Genomic DNA, 17492 nt, shown 5'->3' on the forward strand with positions numbered 1-17492 from the left:
GCCGGGTTATTTCTCGATCAGCGAGATCGACCGCTGGATGAAATCCGTGAGATTCTTGCCTTTCAGCATGCCGTTCGTGAGCAGGGCCAGGTCGATGATCTGCTTGACGAGGCGGTTTTCGCCACCGATCTCGCGCAGACGCTGGTTGCGCTCGTCGCGCAGGGTGACGACCTTCTTCGACAGCTCCTCGCGGGTGGATTTCTCCTCGGGAGTCAGCTCCTCTTCCTTCTTGCCCTTCACGACCTCGTCGAAACGCTTCTCCTCGGCCACGGCGGCGTCGATCTTCTTGGTGACGGTCCGGAGCTTGTCGCCATAGGCTTTCTCCACGTCAGCGAGAATGTCGATGACAATGGGGTGGTTGCCGTTTACCGCAATGGTGAAGTTGTCGGGCATCTGACCGTAGAACTGGCTCATGCCTCCGCCGCCCATCGCAGCCATCTCCTTCATGCGGCGCATGAACTCGTTCTGGGTGATGACCACCGGAGCTTCGTCGGGCGACATGGCTTCGAACGAGATGTTGTAGTGTATCTTGTCGTCCTTGGGCATCTGGCTCTCGAACACCGGTTCCAGCAACTCCTGCTGCGCCTCGGTGAGCGACATCTTGACGTTCTCCTCCTTCTGGATGAGCTTGTCGATGACATCGCTGTCCACGCGCACGAACCGCGTCTCCTTCTCTTTCGATTCATACCAGTTGATGTAGTGGCTGTCCAGCTGGCCGTCCATCACCAGCACGTCGTAGCCCTTGGCCTTGGCCGCCTCCAGCGAGGTGTATTTCGCCACGGGATCGTCCACGTAGAGGAACACCACGGTCTTGTTCTTGTCGGTCTGGTTCTCCTTCACCTTCTCGGTGTACTCCTTGGGGGTGAAATACTTGCCCTCGGTATTCTTCCAGAGCATGAAATCCGAGGCTTTCTCGGCGAACTTCTCGTCGGTCAGAATGCCGTACTGGATGAATACCTTCAGATCGTCCCACTTCGACTCGTAGTCCGCACGCATGGTGTTGAACAGCTCCTGCAAACGGTCTGCGACCTTGCGGGTGATGTAGCTCGAAATCTTCTTCACGTTGGAGTCGCTTTGCAGGTAGCTGCGCGACACGTTCAGCGGGATGTCCGGCGAGTCGATCACGCCGTGCAGCAGCGTCAGATACTCCGGCACGATGCCCTCGACCTGATCCGTGACATACACCTGGTTCGAATAGAGCTGAATCCTGTTCTTCTGAATCTCGAAATTGTTGTGGATTTTCGGGAAATAGAGGATGCCCGTCAGGTGGAACGGGTAGTCGATGTTCAGGTGGATCGAGAACAGCGGTTCGTCGCTCATGGGGTAGAGCTCGTGGTAGAACTCCTTGTACTGCTCTTCGGTGATGTCCGCGGGCTTGCGGGTCCACAGCGGTTCGACGTTGTTGATGATGTTGTCCTTGTCGGTGTCGACGTACTTGCCGTCCTTCCACTCCTTGACCTTGCCGAAAGCGATCGGAACGGGCAGGAAACGGCAGTATTTCTTCAGCAGCCCCTCGACTTTCGAATCGTCGGCATACTCCAGCGCATCTTCCGAGAGGTGCAGCACGATGGTCGTACCGCGGTCGCGGGCCTCGTCGGTCTCCTCCATTTCGAACTCGGGGGTCCCGGTGCAGCTCCAATGCACGCTCTTCGCTCCCTCGCGGAATGACCGGGTGAAAATCTCGACCTTATCCGACACCATGAACGCCGAGTAGAACCCCAGTCCGAAGTGACCGATGATCGCCTGGTTCTTGTACTTCTCCATGAACTCTTCGGCACCCGAGAAGGCGATCTGGTTGATGTACTTGTCGACCTCCTCGGCCGTCATGCCCACACCGCGGTCCGTTACGGTCAGCGTCTTCTTCTCCTTGTCCGCGGCCACATGGATCGTCAGGTCGCCCAGCTCGCCTTTGGCTTCGCCGATCGACGAGAGGGTTTTCAGCTTCTGGGTGGCATCCACGGCGTTCGAAATCAACTCGCGCAGGAAAATTTCATGCTCCGAATAGAGGAATTTCTTGATGACGGGGAAGATGTTCTCCGTCGTAACTCCGATTTTTCCGTTTTTCATACTGTTATCGTTGTTGTTGTATTGATTTCCGCGGGAATAATCAACAAACGGTGTGCCAGCGATTTTTTTCTGCCATTCTGTCAGCCGGGTCTGCCAAAACCTGTACACCGGCGCGATTTTTTCGTACCTTTGCAGACACAATACGCCGGCTTCAGGGCGCGGTACGGTTTCGGATTCCGGAACCCGGGCTGCGCATCCGGCGGGAACCCCTTAATTTACCGATCATGGAGACGTTCGATTTTCTGAAACTGGCGAAGAAGCGGTATGCCTGCCGCAAATATTTCGACAAGCAAGTGGAGCCGGAGAAACTGGCCCGAATACTCGAAGCGGGGCGTGTAGCTCCTACGGGCGCCAACCGGCAGCCCCAGCGGTTGCTGGTCGTGCAGTCGAAGGAGGGGATGGAGAAACTGGCGCGCTGTACGCGCGACTTCGGGGCTCCGACAGCCATCGTCGTCTGCGCCGACACCTCCGAGGCGTGGACCCGCAAATACGACGGCAAGGTGATCGGCGACATCGACGCCTCGATCGTCACCGACCATATGATGCTTTGCGCCGCATCGCTGGAGCTCGACACGCTGTGGGTCTGCATGTTCAAGCCGGAGGCCGTGCGCGAGGAGTTCGCACTGCCTCCGCATGTGGAACCCGTGAACATCCTGCTCGTCGGCTACGGCGACGGCATCCCGGCCGATCCCGACCGCCACGACACGCAGCGCAAGCCGCTGGACGAAACGGTTTTCCACGAACATTTCTGAAACGAAAAAGGGGATCGGCAACCGATCCCCTTTTTTCAACCTATTTCGCGTAGAGCCGGAACACCATGCGCCACGACTCGCCCGGGGCGATGGTCCGGAACCCTTCGGCCGAAGGATTCGGCAGATTCGGAGCGTTCGTGGTCCACGACTGCGGTTCGGGACAGCAGTAGGGCACCCGGCCCCCGTTGTTCCAAATCGTCCAGTAGGTCGTCTGGGAATCCACCTCGTAGAAGATCCGCGCTCCCGTGCGCACATTCTCGACCAGCGCCCCGCGGAACGACTTGCCGTTCACGTCGATCTCTTTCAGCGTGAAGCCCGCTTCGATAGGGTCGCACTCGGTGACCCGGAGCCCGCCCTCGCGCAGCTTGGCGAATTGCTCCGACAGCGGCAGCTTGCGGCCCGTCGGGAGGTTGCGCTCGTTAAGTTCGACCTGCTCGCCGACGGCAACGCGCATCACGTAATCCGCGGCGTCGCCTCCGGCAAAGGGAATCGACAGCGGAGTGTGAAATCCCACGCCCACGGGCATCCGCAATTTGCTGCGGTTCGAGAACATCACCTCCTGCTCCAGCCCGTCGGCCGAGAGCCAGTAGGTGATCTTGCACTTGAACTCGTGCGGAAAATCGCGGAAAACGGCGTCGTTACCCGCATTGGCGTAGTAACGGCACTCGACCATCACCTCCTCGGCCGTTTCGCTGGCCTTCGAGACGATGAAAGCCTCGCTTTTGAGCACCCCGTGGTGGTAATTGTGCTCCTTCTCGATGGTGATGGGGTACTGGTAGGTGCGGCCCTCGAAGGTGTAACGCCCGTCGGCGATGCGGTTGGGCGGGAACAGAATCGGCAGACCGAACACCTGCGGACGGCCCTTGAACACCTCGATCTCATCGGCTCCGGGCGTGCGCAGGATCTCCGCGCCCAGCCGCGTATTGGCCAGCCGCACGAGGTTCGCGCCCATTCCGGGAACCAGCAGGGCCGTGTAGTCGCCCTTGGAGAATTCGACGGCTTTCAGGCCGTGGAAATCGACGGTACGCAGCATCCTCAGAACAGTTTTTCGATCTTCGCTTTCAGGGCGTCCTTCGAGCAGGCGCCCACCTGCTTGTCAACGACTTCGCCGCCTTTGAGGAAGATGATCGTCGGGATGTTCCTCACGCCGTACTTCATCGTGATATCGTCGTTTTCCTCGACATCGCATTTGCCGATGACCGCTTTGCCGTCGTATTCGGCGGCCAGTTCGTCCACGATGGGCGACATCGTGCGGCAGGGACCGCACCATTCGGCCCAGAAGTCGATGACTACCGGCTGGTCGCCTGCGAGCAGCCCTTCGAAATTCTCTTTGTTGATTGCCAATGCCATTGCTTTGTGTTTTTTGTTGATTATAATAGATTGATATACGGTTCTATGCGATTGAATAGTTGATGTTGTTGTCCTCCAAATATCCGACCAAAGACTGCGTGAGGCTCACCTTGTGGCTCTTCGAGAAGAGGCGCAGCGAAACCTGCGCTTCGCGGTCGTAGACGCTCAGACGCAGCAGCGTGTCGCCCTTCGACTCGCGGACCTTCGCTGTCAGATCGCGGATCAGCATCTCCGTCACATCCTCGACCGGCAGCAGCACGACCATCTCCTTGATCATCGTGTCGCGCATCTCCTGCAACTGGACCATCGAGGTGATCTTGAACTCCAGCTCCTTGTCGTTGTAGGGCTTGGGCTGGACCTTGCCGCGGATAAAGAGGAAGTAGTCCGCGAAGAGGTATTTGCGGAAATTCTCGTAATCCTTGCCGAAGAGGGCGAATTCGTGGGAGCCGTTGTAATCCTCCAACTTGAACTTGCCCCACGGCTTGCCGGTCTTGGTCATCAGGTTCTGCACGCTCACGACCATTCCCGCCACGGCGATCTCCTGCCCCTTGATGGCGTCGAGATTCTCCAGTTCCGAGAGCTGGGTCTTGCACATGTGGTCGATGATGACTTTGTAGTCGTCCAGCGGGTGCGCCGAGAGGTAGAGTCCCACCATCTCGCGCTCCTTCGTGAGCTTCTCCAGCTGGCTCCATTCGGCGCAGGCCGGAAGCACCGGACGCTGAATGTCCACATGTCCCTCGCCGCCGAACAGGCTTTGCTGGGCGTTGTTCTGCTCGGTCTGGAACCGCTGTCCGTAGCGCATCAGCTGTTCGATGAAGGTGATGCCGTTGGCGTCGCGGGCATCCACGCCGAAGAACTTGCAGCGCGAGAAATCCGAGATCGAGTCGAAAGCTCCTGCGTAGGCGAGGTTTTCGAGACATTTGCGGTTGACCAGCGAGTAGTTCACCCGCTCGATGAAGTCGTAGACATCCTTGAACGGACCGTTGGCCTTGCGTTCGGCGATGATGCTCTCCACGGCAGCCTCTCCGACGCCCTTCACGGCGGCCAGTCCGAAACGGACATCGCCGGCCAGGTTGGCCGAGAACTGCCGCATCGACTCGTTGATGTCGGGCCCCAGCACACTGATTCCCATGCGCTTGCACTCGTTCATGTAAAGCGTCAGCTGCTCGATGTTCGTGAGGTTTCGGCTCAGCACCGCAGCCATGTACTCCGAAGGGTAGTTGGCTTTGAGATAGGCGGTCTGGTAGGCCACCCACGAATAGCACGTGGCGTGCGATTTGTTGAACGCATAGGAGGCGAATTTCTCCCAGTCGGCCCATATCTTTTCGAGCACCTTCGGGTCGTGGCCGTTTTTCTTGCCGCCCTCGATGAACTTGGGTTTGAGGTGGTCCAGCTTGTCTTTGAGCTTCTTACCCATAGCCTTGCGCAGCGTGTCCGACTCGCCGCGGGTGAAGTTGGCCAACAGACGCGACAGCAACATGACCTGCTCCTGATAGACCGTGATGCCGTAGGTGTCTTTCAGGTACTTCTCCATCACCGGAATATCGTACTCGATGGGGCTGCGGCCGTGCTTGCGGGCGATGAAGTCCGGGATGTAGTCCATCGGGCCCGGACGGTAGAGGGCGTTCATCGCAATCAGGTCCTCGAAGGTCGAGGGCTGCAATTCGCGCAGGTACTTCTGCATGCCCGCGGACTCGAACTGGAACGTTCCGACGGTGCGGCCCTCGCCGTAGAGCTTGTAGGTCGCCGGGTCGTTGATGATCGTGAAATCGTCGATGTCGATCTTCACGCCCTTGGTCAGGCGGACGTTCTCCACGGCGTCCTTGATGATCGAAAGGGTCTTCAGCCCCAGGAAGTCCATCTTGATAAGTCCCGTGTCCTCGATCACCGAGCCTTCATACTGCGTGACGAGCATCTTTTCGCCGGTCTCCTTGTCGTCGGCCGTCGAGACGGGCACCCAGTCGGTGATGTCGTCGCGGCAGATGATCGTACCGCAGGCGTGCACGCCCGTGTTGCGGACGTTGCCTTCGAGCATCTTGGCATAGCGGATCGTGTCCCTCACCACGGGGTCGTCCGACTGCTCGGCGGCTTTCAGTTCGGGCACATAGTCGATGGCGTTCTGCAAATTGAGCTTCTTGTCCGGAATCTTGTCGGGAACCAGCTTGCAGAGGCGGTCCGACTCCGAGAGCAGGAGTTTCTGCACGCGCGCAACGTCCTTGATGGCCAGTTTTGTGGCCATCGTGCCGTAGGTGATGATGTGCGCCACCTTCTCCTTGCCGTATTTCTGCGTCACCCAGTTCAGCACGCGGCCGCGGCCGTCGTCGTCGAAGTCCACGTCGATATCGGGAAGCGAAATACGGTCGGGGTTCAGGAAACGTTCGAACAGCAGGTCGTAGGCGATGGGGTCGATCTGCGTGATGCCGAGACAGTAGGCCACGGCCGAACCTGCGGCCGAGCCACGGCCCGGTCCCACCGAAACGTCCAGTTCCTCGCGTGCGGCGCGGATAAAGTCCTGCACGATGAGGAAGTAGCCCGGGAAACCCATCGTCTTCATAATGTGCAGCTCGAACCGCAGCCGCTCTTCCTGCTCCTCGGTCAGATGTTCGCCGTAGCGCCTGTGTGCGCCCTCCATCGTCAGTTTGGCGAGGTAGTCAGCCTCGAACTTGATGCGGTACAACTTGTCGTACCCGCCCAGTTTTTCGATCTTTTTGCGGCCTTCCTCCTCCGACATCACCACATTGCCGTTCTCGTCGCGCGTGAATTCCTCGAAGAGGTCCTGCTCCGTGAGCCGAGCGCGGTACTCCTCCTCGGTGCCGAACTCCTTGGGGATCTCGAAGTTGGGCATGATCGGCGCATGGTCGATCGAATAGCACTCGACCTGATTGCAGATGTCCACGGTCGTCGCCATCGCCTCGGGGTCGGTTTCGCCGAAGATCGCAGCCATCTCGGCCGTCGTTTTCAGCCACTCCTGCTTGGAGTAGAGCATGCGCTTGGGGTCGTCGAGGTCCTTGCCCGTCGAGAGGCAGATCAGACGGTCGTGCGCCTCGGCGTTATCCTCGTCCACGAAGTGCACGTCGTTGGTGCAGACCATCCGCACGTTGTGCTTCGCGGCCAGTTCGCGCAGGTGTTTGTTCACATGCAGCTGCATGGGGTAGGCTTCGTGGTTGGCCCGCTCGACGGTGGCTTTGTGCAGCTGCAATTCGAGATAGTAATCGTCGCCGAAAACTTTTTTGTGCCACAAGATCGACTCCTCGGCCTTTTCGAGGTCGTTCGCCGTGATGGCGCGCGGCACCTCGCCGGCCAGACAGGCCGAACAGCAGATCAGCCCCTCGTGGTACTTCTCCAGCTCCACGCGGTCCGTTCGCGGACGCATGTAGAAACCCTCGGTCCACGCTTTCGAAACGATCTTTATCAGGTTGTGATAGCCCTTGAGGTTTTTGGCCAGCAGGATCAGGTGATAACCGCTCTGGTCGGGCTTTCCCTCCTTGTCGTGCAGCCGGCGGCGCGCCACGTAGACCTCGCAGCCGATGATGGGCTTGAAAGCCAGCTTGCGGCGCAGCTCCTCCAACTGCCTCTCGCACTTGGCGATCTCCGCAGCGGGGTCCGCCGAAGCCTCCGTACCGTCTTTGAGGGCGGCGATCCGGGCCTCGCATTCGGCGGCTTTGTCCTTGAATTTGCCCTTGACCTTCTTGACGTAGTTGTAGAACTCCTTGATACCGAACATGTCGCCGTGATCCGTCACGGCGATGCCGGGCTGACCGTCGTTCATGGCCTTGTCCACGAGCCGCTGGATGCTGGCCTGTCCGTCGAGAATCGAATATTGGGTATGTACGTGAAGATGTACGAATTGCGTCATAGCTGCGTCGCTGTTAATATAGATAGTATAAGCCTATCCAGGCAGGAGGTTTATCCTTTTGCAAAGGTAGCCTTTTTTCCGGTAATTTCTATGGCAGGACTCTTGCATTTTATCAACAAAATGCTTAACTTTAGATATCCAACCAAAACCGGAAAATTATGCAAGACGACACGCTGGTTGTACTGGCGGAGTACAACACCATCACAGAGGCCGAAATCACCAAGTCGATGCTCGACAGCGCCGGCATCTGGTCCATGATCCGCAACGAATACATGTCGGCCATCTATCCGATCGGCACCATGCCCGCCCAAGTCGTCGTCCGCGAGGAAGACTTCGAAAAGGCCCGCACGATGCTGCGCCACAGGTAAGGGAATAAAGAAAAGGCTTCACGATTGCGGTGAAGCCTTTTTATATGATCGGATAGCGCCGGAACCGTCGGCCGCCCCTAAAACCGGCTTAGAAGCCGGTCAGTGGCTTTCGGGGATGTAATTGCAGCGGAACTGGTAGGCCGTGCGCTGGGGTACACCGCGAACCTTGCGGGGCGTCCATTCGCCCCGGCTGTTGCGGATCACGCGGATCACCTCCTTCGTAAGACGCTCGTCGGGCGATTCGATGACATCGCCGATGGTGATCTTACCGTCGGGCTCGACGTAGAAGCGGACGTGAACCACGCCGCCGACATTCCTGAACCGGTCGTCGTAACGCACGCGCGTGCGCACCCACTCGAAGAAATTGGTATTCGGGTCCTCGCCCTGGAAAAGCAGGGGATCGGGGTCCTGCATGCGGACGATCTTCTCGACCGGCAGGCGCAGCGTCAGCCGCAGCGTATAATCGACCTTGCGGCCCGCGGCATCCACCGCAGGCATCCAGCCTTCGAGGTGCGAAAACGCCTCGGTCATCGCCCCGCGGGTCGCTTCGCTGGCGGGCGGAAGATCCGTGCGGTCACGCCCCTCGGAAGCGTTGTCGCGGAACCGCCATTCGCTGACGCCGCCCGTGCTGTCCACTTTGAACGCCACCGCTACGCGCATCGAGATCTCGGCGGCGGGAATCCGCCGCTCCACGGCGACCTTTTCGAACTCGCCCACGAGGCGGCGCATGAAATACTCCACGTCCGCACCATTGAATTTGGGCGGCGTCAACTCTTGCTGGGCGAAAGCCCCGGTCCAGAGAGCCGCAAACAGAGCGGCAAGCAACAATTTCATTTTCATCGTTCGTTCCAGATTCGCCATGCCGCTTCGGCCTGCCCGACGAACATCGTCCGGCCGTTCAGCACATGGGCCCCGCGCTGCTGCCCGTAGGCGAGAAACTGCGTCAGGGACGGATTGTACACCAGATCCAGCATATAGTGCTCCGGCGTGACGTAGCCGTAGGGGATGCGCGGGGCGTCATCGACGCGGGGATAGGTGCCGACGGGCGAGGCGTTGACGATCAACCGACTCTCCTCCACGACTTCACACGGCAAGTTGTCATAGGTGTTATTGCCTTTCGATGCGTCGCGCGAAACCAGCGCGAAGGGAATGTCGCGTTCGGCAAGGGCGTACTGCACGGCCTGCGAAGCGCCTCCCGTGCCGAGAATCAGCGCCGACGAAGGCTGTTCGCCGCCCAGCAGTTCGTCCAGTGCGGCCCGCAGGCCGACGATGTCGGTGTTGTAGCCCGTGAGGCTTCCGTCCGCCGCACGACGGATGCAGTTGACGGCCCCGATGGCCTGCGCCTCGGGCGACACGGCATCCAGAAAGGCCATCACCTCGCGTTTGTAGGGAATCGTGACGTTCAGTCCGCAAAGCTCGGGCAGACGCTCCAACAGAGCGGGCAGCTCCCCGATCGAGGGCAGTTCGTAGAGGGCGTATTCGCAATCGCCCAATCCCTCCCGGGAAAATTTTTCCGTGAAGTAGGCCGCCGAGGCCGAATGGCCCAACGGACGGCCGATCAATCCGAAACGCCGCATGGTCTATTCCTCCTGTTTTTTGACGATCATGCGGGCGACGAGCTCGATGCCGTAAATGACCAGAAATCCCACGATGCCGAGCAGAATAGCCTGCACGAGCAGCGAGGGTTGCCCCGTGAGCTGTTCGAAAGTTCCGGGGGCGATGTTGTTCTGCACGAGCGGCTGCGCGACGCCGTGGCTGTCGAGATAGGTCTCCACGGTCTCCTTCCACGGCCACACCTTGTTGAGCGACCCGACCATGAAACCCATCAGCACGGCCACCGTAACGTCGTGCCAATGTTTGAGCAGCCACGACAGCAGATGCGAAAACGAGATGATGCCCGCAGCGGCTCCGATCACGAAAACCGCGATGACGGGAATATCGAACTCCCCGACAGCGTGCATGATATACTGGTATTTGCCCAGCAGCAACAGGATGAAAGCTCCCGAGATGCCGGGGAGAATCATGGCGCAGATGGCAATGGCGCCCGAGAGCATCACGAACCACCAATCGTCAGGCGTTTCGGCGGGCGTTGCGACGGTGATCCACCACGCCGCGGCGGCCCCGACGACGAAAGCCAGCACAGTCCGCCAATCCCAGCGGCCGATCTGTCTGGCGACGAGCAGCGCCGAAGCCACGATCAGTCCGAAGAAAAACGACCAGATGGCAATGGGGTGGTTCGTAAGCAGATAGGTCATCAGCCGCGCCAGCGAGAAGATCGCAACGGCGATGCCCAGCAGCACGGGCAGCAGGAAGCGGCCGTTGATATGGCGCCAGAACTCGGCCAGACGGAAGCGGAGCAGCAGCCTGAGAGCCGTGGCATCAACGCTGCGGATCGAATCGAGCAGCTCCTCGTAAATACCTGATATAAAAGCGATCGTGCCGCCCGAAACGCCGGGAACGACATCGGCCATACCCATAGCGCACCCTTTGAGCGCAAGTACGATGTACCGGGAAAATTTCATAAATCTGTCTGCGTGTTTTTGATTTAAGCACAAAGATAGTGCAAGCCGAGCGCAAAAGCAAGTTTACGTGCATTTTGCCGAGGCGCAGCCTGTCTAATAACAAAAAGCAGAACGGATGAAAAAACGAATCGCACCCGGTCTTTCCGACAAATAATATTAAGGATATGAAAAATCTCCGGACGCCGATACGCGTCCGGGAATTTCATCATTCAGTAACCCGGTGCGGGATCATTTCTCCGGCTCGGGAATCCCTTTGGTGCGGCGGATGAATTCGACGACCTCGTTGAATCCCTCGGCGAATTTCGTAAAGTCCTCCTTGTACAGGAATATCTTGTGGCGGTCGTAGGTCGCCGAGCCGTCGGGCCCCGTGATCTTGCGGCTCTCGGTGATGGTCAGGAAATAATCGTCGCCGCGCGTGGCTCTGACATCGAAGAAATAGGTGCGCCGGCCCGCTTTCACGGCCTTGGACAGAATCTGATCGGCGTAGTCCTCGCCTTCGCGGCGGACCTGAACTTGGGGTAGCATGGAGTCGGTTTTTGAGGGTTAGTCTTACACTTGATGCGAATTCGTCGGTTGTATAACGAATTTACACAAAAAATCGCAAACCTCCAAATACTTACAGTACTATTTTCAGGGTTCCAGCACGGGAGCCCCCAGTTCGTCCCACGCTTCGAGAATGGACAACGCCCGGGCGTAGGCCGGACTCAGGGCGGGATTGACGACCCGGAAATAGGCTCCGGTCCCGAACAGACGCTGTGCGGCGAGGGCTTTGAGCTGGGCCCGCATGACGGGTTCCGAAACGGCGAATCCCGCAGCGTCGAACTTCACGCCGCGCTCGCTGCCGAGCCGTGCGAGACCGTCGAGAACGGTGTCCGAGGGGGTGTATCCGGCGTCGAAGGCTTCGAAAGCGGGGTAGAGACGCGACAGACTGTCGCGCGAACGGTCGAGCCAGTCGCCGACGAAATCGGCCACGATGCCCCGGCGGATCAGCTCGGCATAGTAATCCGAAAATCCCGTCGTATCGGCCTCGACAAGCACATCCGGACGGATGCCGCCGCTCCCGTAGACCGTGCGGCCCGTGCGCAGCGTGCGGTAGGCCGGAGCCCCGGCGTCGAGCGAGTCGCGCGTGGCATCGTCGTAGCGGCGCAGGTGGTCGAGGTAATATTCGCGGCGTTTGCCCTGCTCGTAAGGACGCTGGATGACGCGCCCCGACGGGGTGTGATAACGGGCCACGGTGATGCGCACGGCCGAACCGTCGGGCAGCCCGATCTGCCGCTGCACCAGCCCTTTGCCGAAGCTCGGACGGCCCACGACGACACCCCGGTCCCAATCCTGCACAGCCCCTGCGACGATCTCCGACGCCGACGCCGAGGCTTCGTCGATCAGCACCGCGAGGCGTCCTTTGAGGTCCGTGCCGTCGCTTTGGGCGCGGAACGTCATCGCCGGCACGGCGCGTCCCTCGGTGGAGACGATCGCGGCGCCGCGCGGCAGGAAGAATCCCGCCATCTCGACGGCCTGTTCCAGCAGTCCGCCGCCGTTGCCCCGCAGGTCGAGAATCAGACTCCGCGGCTCGCCCAGCTTGCGGTAGGCGTCCGTGAATTCGTTCATCGTGGTGCGGCCGAAGCGGTTGACCTTGATATATCCGATGCCGTCGCCGGCCATGTAGGCGGCATCGACGGTATTCAGCGGAATTTTGTCGCGCACGATCACGAAATGCAACCGTCCGGGGGTGCCGTGGCGGACAACGTCGATTTCGACCTTCGTGCCGCTCTTCCCGCGCAGGTATTTCGGCACGTCGGCGCGCCCCATGCCCACGGCATCGAGCGTGTCGATGCGTACGATGCGGTCGTTGGCGCGCACGCCGACCCGCTCGGCAGGTCCTCCGGCAATGGTGTTCACGACGATGACCGAGTCACGCAACACGTTGAACTCGACGCCTATGCCGCTGAACTCCCCGTCGAAACTCTCCTGCACGCCCTTCATCTCCTCAGCGCCGATGTAGGCCGAGTGGGGGTCCAGCTCTTCGAGCATGCCCGCAATGGCCCCCTCGACGACGGGTTTCATATCCACTTCATCGACATAAAGTCCCGAAAGGTAGCGGAAAACCTGTGCGAGTTTCTGAAACTGCTGCGCGTCATCCGCATTCTGCGCCGTGAGGGGCAGAACGCAGAGAACGGCGAGTATGACGAGTAATCGGCGCATGCTGCGATTCGTTTGTCGGCCCGCGGAGGGGCCGGGATTATTTTACAAAGTCGGCGACCCGGTCGAAAGGCACCTGCTGCTGTTCGCCCGTGCGCATGTCCTTGACGGTTGCGGCCCGGGCTTCGAGCTCCTGCGATCCCACGATCACCACGTAGGGGATGCCGCGGCGGTTGGCATACTCCATCTGCTTCTTCATCTTGCCCGCCTCGGGGTAAATCTCCGATGCGATCCCCTCTCCGCGCAGCGTGCGCAGAATGGGCAGCACGGCGGCCTCCTCCTCGGCGCCGAGGTTCACGAACAGCACGCGGGTCGAGCAGTTGACCTCTTCGGGGAAGAGGTTCAGCCCCGTCATCACGTCGTAGATGCGGTCCGCGCCGAACGAGATGCCCACGCCCGAGGTGTTGGGCATGCCGAAAATGCCCGTCAGGTCATCGTAACGGCCTCCGCCGCAGATCGAACCGATGGCGAAATCGAGCGCCTTGACCTCGAAGATCGCACCGGTGTAGTAGTTCAAACCGCGTGCCAGCGAAAGGTCCAGTTCGACCGTCAGGTCGATGCCCAGCCGCTCCACATAGCCCAGAACGGTTTCCATCTCCGCAATACCTTTCATGCCCGTTTCCGACACGGAAAGCACATCTTTCAGCTGATTGAGCTTTTGCGCATTATCGCCGCTCAATTCGAGTATCGGTTGAAGTTTTCCGACGGCTTCCTGCCCCAATCCGCGCTCCATCAGTTCGGCCTTCACATTGTCCAGTCCGATCTTTTCCAACTTGTCGATGGCGATGGTGATGTCCATCATCTTGTCGGCGTGGCCGATGGCCTCGGCGATACCGAAAAGAATCTTGCGGTTGTTCATCTTCAGCGCCACGCGGATGCCCAGCGCCTTGAAGACCCGCTCGACGATCTCCACCAGCTCGACTTCGCACAGCAACGAGCGCGTGCCGATCACATCGACGTCGCACTGGTAAAATTCGCGGTAACGGCCCTTCTGGGGACGGTCGGCGCGCCACACGGGCTGAATCTGATAGCGTTTGAAAGGGAACGTCAGTTCGCCCTGATGCTGTACGACGTAACGGGCGAAAGGCACCGTAAGGTCGTAGCGCAGCCCCTTTTCGCAGATTTTCGACGCGGAGCGAACCTCCTCGTCCGACAGTCCGGCGGCGTAGTCGCCCGAATTGAGAATCTTGAACAGGAGCTTGTCGCCCTCGTCGCCGTACTTGCCCAGCAGGGTCGAGAGGTTCTCCATCGAGGGGGTTTCGAGCGGTGCGAATCCGTAGGCGCGGAAGACGCGGCGGATTGTATCGAAAATATACTGGCGGCGCATCATCTCCGCCGGGGAGAAATCGCGCGTGCCCTTGGGAATAGACGGTTTTTGCATGCAAAAACAATTTTTAATATTTCATTCTTAATTTTTCAACTAATCGGCGATCAGTTTTTTGTATTTCACCCGGTGGGGCTGCGTGTCGCCGCCCTGAGCCTTCTTCCACGCCTCGTACTCCGAGTAGGACCCCTCGTAGAAGACCACCTTCGAGTCGCCCTCGAACGAAAGGATGTGCGTGGCGATACGGTCGAGGAACCAGCGGTCGTGCGAAATGACGACGGCGCATCCGGCGAAATTTTCAAGACCTTCCTCCAGCGCCCGCAGCGTGTTCACGTCGATGTCGTTGGTCGGCTCGTCCAGCAGCAGCACGTTGCCCTCCTCTTTCAGGGCGAGGGCCAGGTGGAGACGGTTGCGCTCGCCGCCCGACAGCATGCCGCACTTCTTCTCCTGATCGGCACCCGAGAAATTGAAACGGGCCACATAGGCGCGGGCGTTGACCTGCCGGTTGCCCAGCGTCATCAGATCCAGACCGCCCGAAATCACCTCGAAGACCGTCTTTTCGGGGTCGATCGACTTGTGCTGCTGGTCCACATAGGCCAGTTTCACCGTGGGACCCACGCGGAACGAACCGCTCGTGGGCTCTTCGAGGCCCATGATCATCCGGAAGAGGGTGGTTTTGCCCGTACCGTTGGGGCCGATGACGCCCACGATGCCGGCCGGGGGCAGCGAAAATTCCAACCCCTCGTACAGCACGCGGTCGCCGAAGGCTTTCGAAACGTCGTGCGCCTCGATCACCACGTCGCCCAGACGCGGACCGTTCGGGATGAATATTTCGAGTTTTTCCTCTTTCTGCTTCGTGTCCTCGTTCATCAGCTTGTCATAGGCCGACAGACGGGCCTTCGACTTGGCGTGGCGGCCCGAGGGCGACATGCGCACCCACTCCAGCTCGCGTTCGAGGGTCTTGCGGCGCTTCGACTCCTGCTTTTCCTCCATAGCCATGCGGGTGGTCTTCTGATCGAGCCAGCCCGAATAGTTGCCCTTCCAGGGAATGCCCTCGCCGCGGTCGAGTTCGAGAATCCATCCGGCGACATTGTCGAGGAAATAGCGGTCGTGGGTCACGGCGATCACCGTACCCTTGTATTGTTGCAGGTGCTGTTCCAGCCAGTCGATCGACTCGGCGTCGAGGTGGTTGGTGGGCTCGTCGAGCAGCAGTACGTCGGGCTGCTGCAACAGCAGGCGGCAAAGAGCCACGCGGCGGCGCTCACCGCCCGACAGGTGCGTCACCGGCTCGTCGGGATCGGGACACCGCAGGGCGTCCATCGCACGCTCCAGCACGCTGTCCAGCTCCCAGCCGTTGCACTGGTCGATCTTCTCGTACAGCTCGCCCTGACGCTCGATCAACTTGGCCATCGCATCGTCGTCCAGCGGCTCGCACAGCTTCATATTGATCTCCTCGTACTCTTTCAATAGAGCCACCGTCGCCGCGCAGCCCTCTTCGACGACCTCGCGGACCGTCTTGGCATCGTCGAGTTTGGGCTCCTGTTCGAGATAGCCCACCGTGTAGCCGGGCGAAAAGACCACTTCGCCCTCGAAATTCTTGTCGATGCCGGCGATGATCTTCATCAGGGTCGATTTTCCCGAACCGTTCAGACCGATGATGCCGATCTTGGCACCGTAGAAAAATGAAAGGTAGATGTTGTTGAGCACCCGTTTCTGGTTGGTGAAGGTCTTGCTTACGCCGACCATCGAAAAGATGATTTTTTCGTCTGCCATATCTGTATTTGAATCGTTCGAAATCTGAATTCTCGCAAAGATACAACGAAAATCCGGATTTTCGGGTCTCCGGAGCCGGATATTTAATGAAAGAAACCCGAAAGGGGAGCACACTCCTTTTCCGGGTTTCTTCCTTGGGATTTGGGGTTCTATTCGCCGGTCAGTTCACCGAGCATTCGGTCCCACTCCTGTCCGATGCTCTCCAGTGAAAAATCGGAAACCGAGGCGATCATTGCCGGTTGCATCGAACAGCGCAGCGCCTCGTCGCGCATCAGCGCAGCCAACTCCGCGGCATACTGTTTTTCATCGAACGGCGCAACCAAAATTCCCTTACGGCGGTCGCTGCCCACGATGCGGCGAACACCTCCGGAACACGCGAATGCAATCGGCACCACACCCGCGGCCTGCGCTTCGATCAACACCAAGGGCCACCCTTCGAATGAAGAAGTCATACACAAAATTGCGCCTGTGGCGTAATGCACCTCCACGCAGGTCGAATGACCGCAAAAACGCACCCTTTGCAATCCGGACTTCACAGCCTGCCGTTCGAGATTCGCGCGTTCACTACCGTCGCCGACGATTTTCAATTCCCAGTCGGGAAAATCAGCCTCGACTCTGCGCCAAATTCTCAACAGCCTATCGACACGTTTATCGGCATAGCTCAACCGACCGACATACAGCACCTCCTTGCGCTTTTGCAATTCGGGGACAGGACGCTCGGTGAGCGGATTGGTCAATGCCCGAACCTTCGAATCAGTTGGGGAGACCCTTACAATCCGCTCGATCCGGCGGCGATATTCTTCGCATAACACGAGATAGAGATCCGTCGAGGCGTAAACCCGGCGGCATAAATCCTTATAGTGCCGTGCAATAGGTCTGAACAAAGTCTCTTTGGGTTTGCGGAGCAGATGCCATTCCAGAATCTTCAGCCACGAACCGCTCATTTCCGCTCTGCACTGCTTGACCGCCAAATCATTCGCCACCTCCCACAACGGACATCCGTGATGATAATATATGAATTTGCATCGGTTTCCAGTCTCCTTGCGAATCATATCCATATATTCCAGCGGTTGAACCGAAACGACCAGAATGTCAATGGACAACTCCAAAATGTGCCGGACGATCCAATATGCCATCGCTTCGGACTGGAATGGCAATTCCTGCGGCAGTTGAACGGTCTCCACTTTCGCAGGTCCGCCTGAAAACTCTTTATGAAAATTCTTTACAAAAATGCAGGGCTTGTATTTCCCCCCCCCACAAAATAGGCGCACAGGTCCGATG

14 protein-coding genes are annotated in these 17492 nt (G+C 59.0%); 2 read left to right on the forward strand and 12 right to left on the reverse strand.

What is annotated here, in order from left to right; genetic code table 11:
* Positions 1-6: 6 nt before the first annotated feature.
* Complete coding sequence (gene htpG, locus NQ519_RS14905) at positions 7-2067, reverse strand: molecular chaperone HtpG (RefSeq protein ID WP_019150359.1); 2061 nt, start codon at positions 2065-2067, stop codon at positions 7-9.
* Between the two features lie 224 nt (positions 2068-2291).
* Here htpG and NQ519_RS14910 point away from each other — a divergent pair, with 224 nt between their 5' ends.
* Positions 2292-2819, forward strand: a complete 528-nt coding sequence (locus NQ519_RS14910; protein ID WP_019150358.1) for a nitroreductase family protein — start codon at positions 2292-2294, stop codon at positions 2817-2819.
* 40 nt (positions 2820-2859) lie between these two features.
* On the opposite strand, the gene NQ519_RS14915 is transcribed toward NQ519_RS14910, so the two are convergent.
* Genes NQ519_RS14915 through dnaE form a run of 3 tightly spaced genes read right to left on the reverse strand, consistent with a single transcriptional unit; the run spans position 2860 to position 8025 of the window.
* Entirely contained in the window at positions 2860-3852 is a 993-nt protein-coding gene (locus NQ519_RS14915) for an aldose 1-epimerase (RefSeq protein WP_019150357.1), read from the reverse strand.
* Between the two features lie 2 nt (positions 3853-3854).
* Entirely contained in the window at positions 3855-4169 is a 315-nt protein-coding gene (gene trxA / locus NQ519_RS14920; RefSeq protein ID WP_019150356.1) for a thioredoxin, read from the reverse strand.
* Between the two features lie 43 nt (positions 4170-4212).
* The gene (gene dnaE / locus NQ519_RS14925) at positions 4213-8025 is read right to left on the reverse strand and encodes a DNA polymerase III subunit alpha (protein ID WP_019150355.1); all 3813 of its coding nucleotides are present in this window, start codon (positions 8023-8025) and stop codon (positions 4213-4215) included.
* A 158-nt stretch (positions 8026-8183) separates the two neighbouring features.
* On the opposite strand from dnaE, the gene NQ519_RS14930 reads away from it, so the two are divergent.
* A complete protein-coding gene (locus NQ519_RS14930) occupies positions 8184-8393 on the forward strand; it encodes a putative signal transducing protein (RefSeq protein ID WP_019150354.1) in 210 nt (69 codons plus the stop codon).
* A 99-nt stretch (positions 8394-8492) separates the two neighbouring features.
* Here NQ519_RS14930 and NQ519_RS14935 read toward each other — a convergent pair whose 3' ends face one another.
* The 8 genes from NQ519_RS14935 to NQ519_RS14970 form a co-directional block, all read right to left on the reverse strand.
* Complete coding sequence (locus NQ519_RS14935) at positions 8493-9233, reverse strand: energy transducer TonB (RefSeq protein WP_026076442.1); 741 nt, start codon at positions 9231-9233, stop codon at positions 8493-8495.
* Positions 9230-9970, reverse strand: coding sequence for a shikimate dehydrogenase family protein (locus NQ519_RS14940; protein WP_019150352.1), 741 nt, complete (start codon positions 9968-9970; stop codon positions 9230-9232). Before NQ519_RS14940 ends, NQ519_RS14935 begins: the two co-directional genes overlap by 4 nt.
* A gap of 3 nt (positions 9971-9973) precedes the next feature.
* Complete coding sequence (locus NQ519_RS14945; RefSeq protein WP_026076441.1) at positions 9974-10915, reverse strand: polyprenyl-phosphate transporter; 942 nt, start codon at positions 10913-10915, stop codon at positions 9974-9976.
* Between the two features lie 228 nt (positions 10916-11143).
* Complete coding sequence (locus tag NQ519_RS14950; RefSeq protein ID WP_019150350.1) at positions 11144-11440, reverse strand: DUF3276 family protein; 297 nt, start codon at positions 11438-11440, stop codon at positions 11144-11146.
* Between the two features lie 105 nt (positions 11441-11545).
* Positions 11546-13117, reverse strand: a complete 1572-nt coding sequence (locus tag NQ519_RS14955) for a S41 family peptidase (RefSeq protein WP_019150349.1) — start codon at positions 13115-13117, stop codon at positions 11546-11548.
* Positions 13118-13154: 37 nt separating this feature from the next.
* Positions 13155-14495, reverse strand: a complete 1341-nt coding sequence (gene hisS / locus NQ519_RS14960) for a histidine--tRNA ligase (RefSeq protein ID WP_019150348.1) — start codon at positions 14493-14495, stop codon at positions 13155-13157.
* Positions 14496-14534: 39 nt separating this feature from the next.
* A complete protein-coding gene (gene ettA, locus NQ519_RS14965) occupies positions 14535-16211 on the reverse strand; it encodes an energy-dependent translational throttle protein EttA (RefSeq protein WP_019150347.1) in 1677 nt (558 codons plus the stop codon).
* Between the two features lie 149 nt (positions 16212-16360).
* Positions 16361-17482: a glycosyltransferase gene (locus tag NQ519_RS14970; protein WP_227901078.1), complete on the reverse strand. Its 1122-nt coding sequence runs from the start codon at positions 17480-17482 to the stop codon at positions 16361-16363.
* Positions 17483-17492 lie beyond the last annotated feature (10 nt).

The sequence above is a fragment of the Alistipes senegalensis JC50 genome (assembly GCF_025145645.1).
In the GTDB taxonomy this organism is placed as follows: Bacteria; Bacteroidota; Bacteroidia; order Bacteroidales; family Rikenellaceae; genus Alistipes; species Alistipes senegalensis.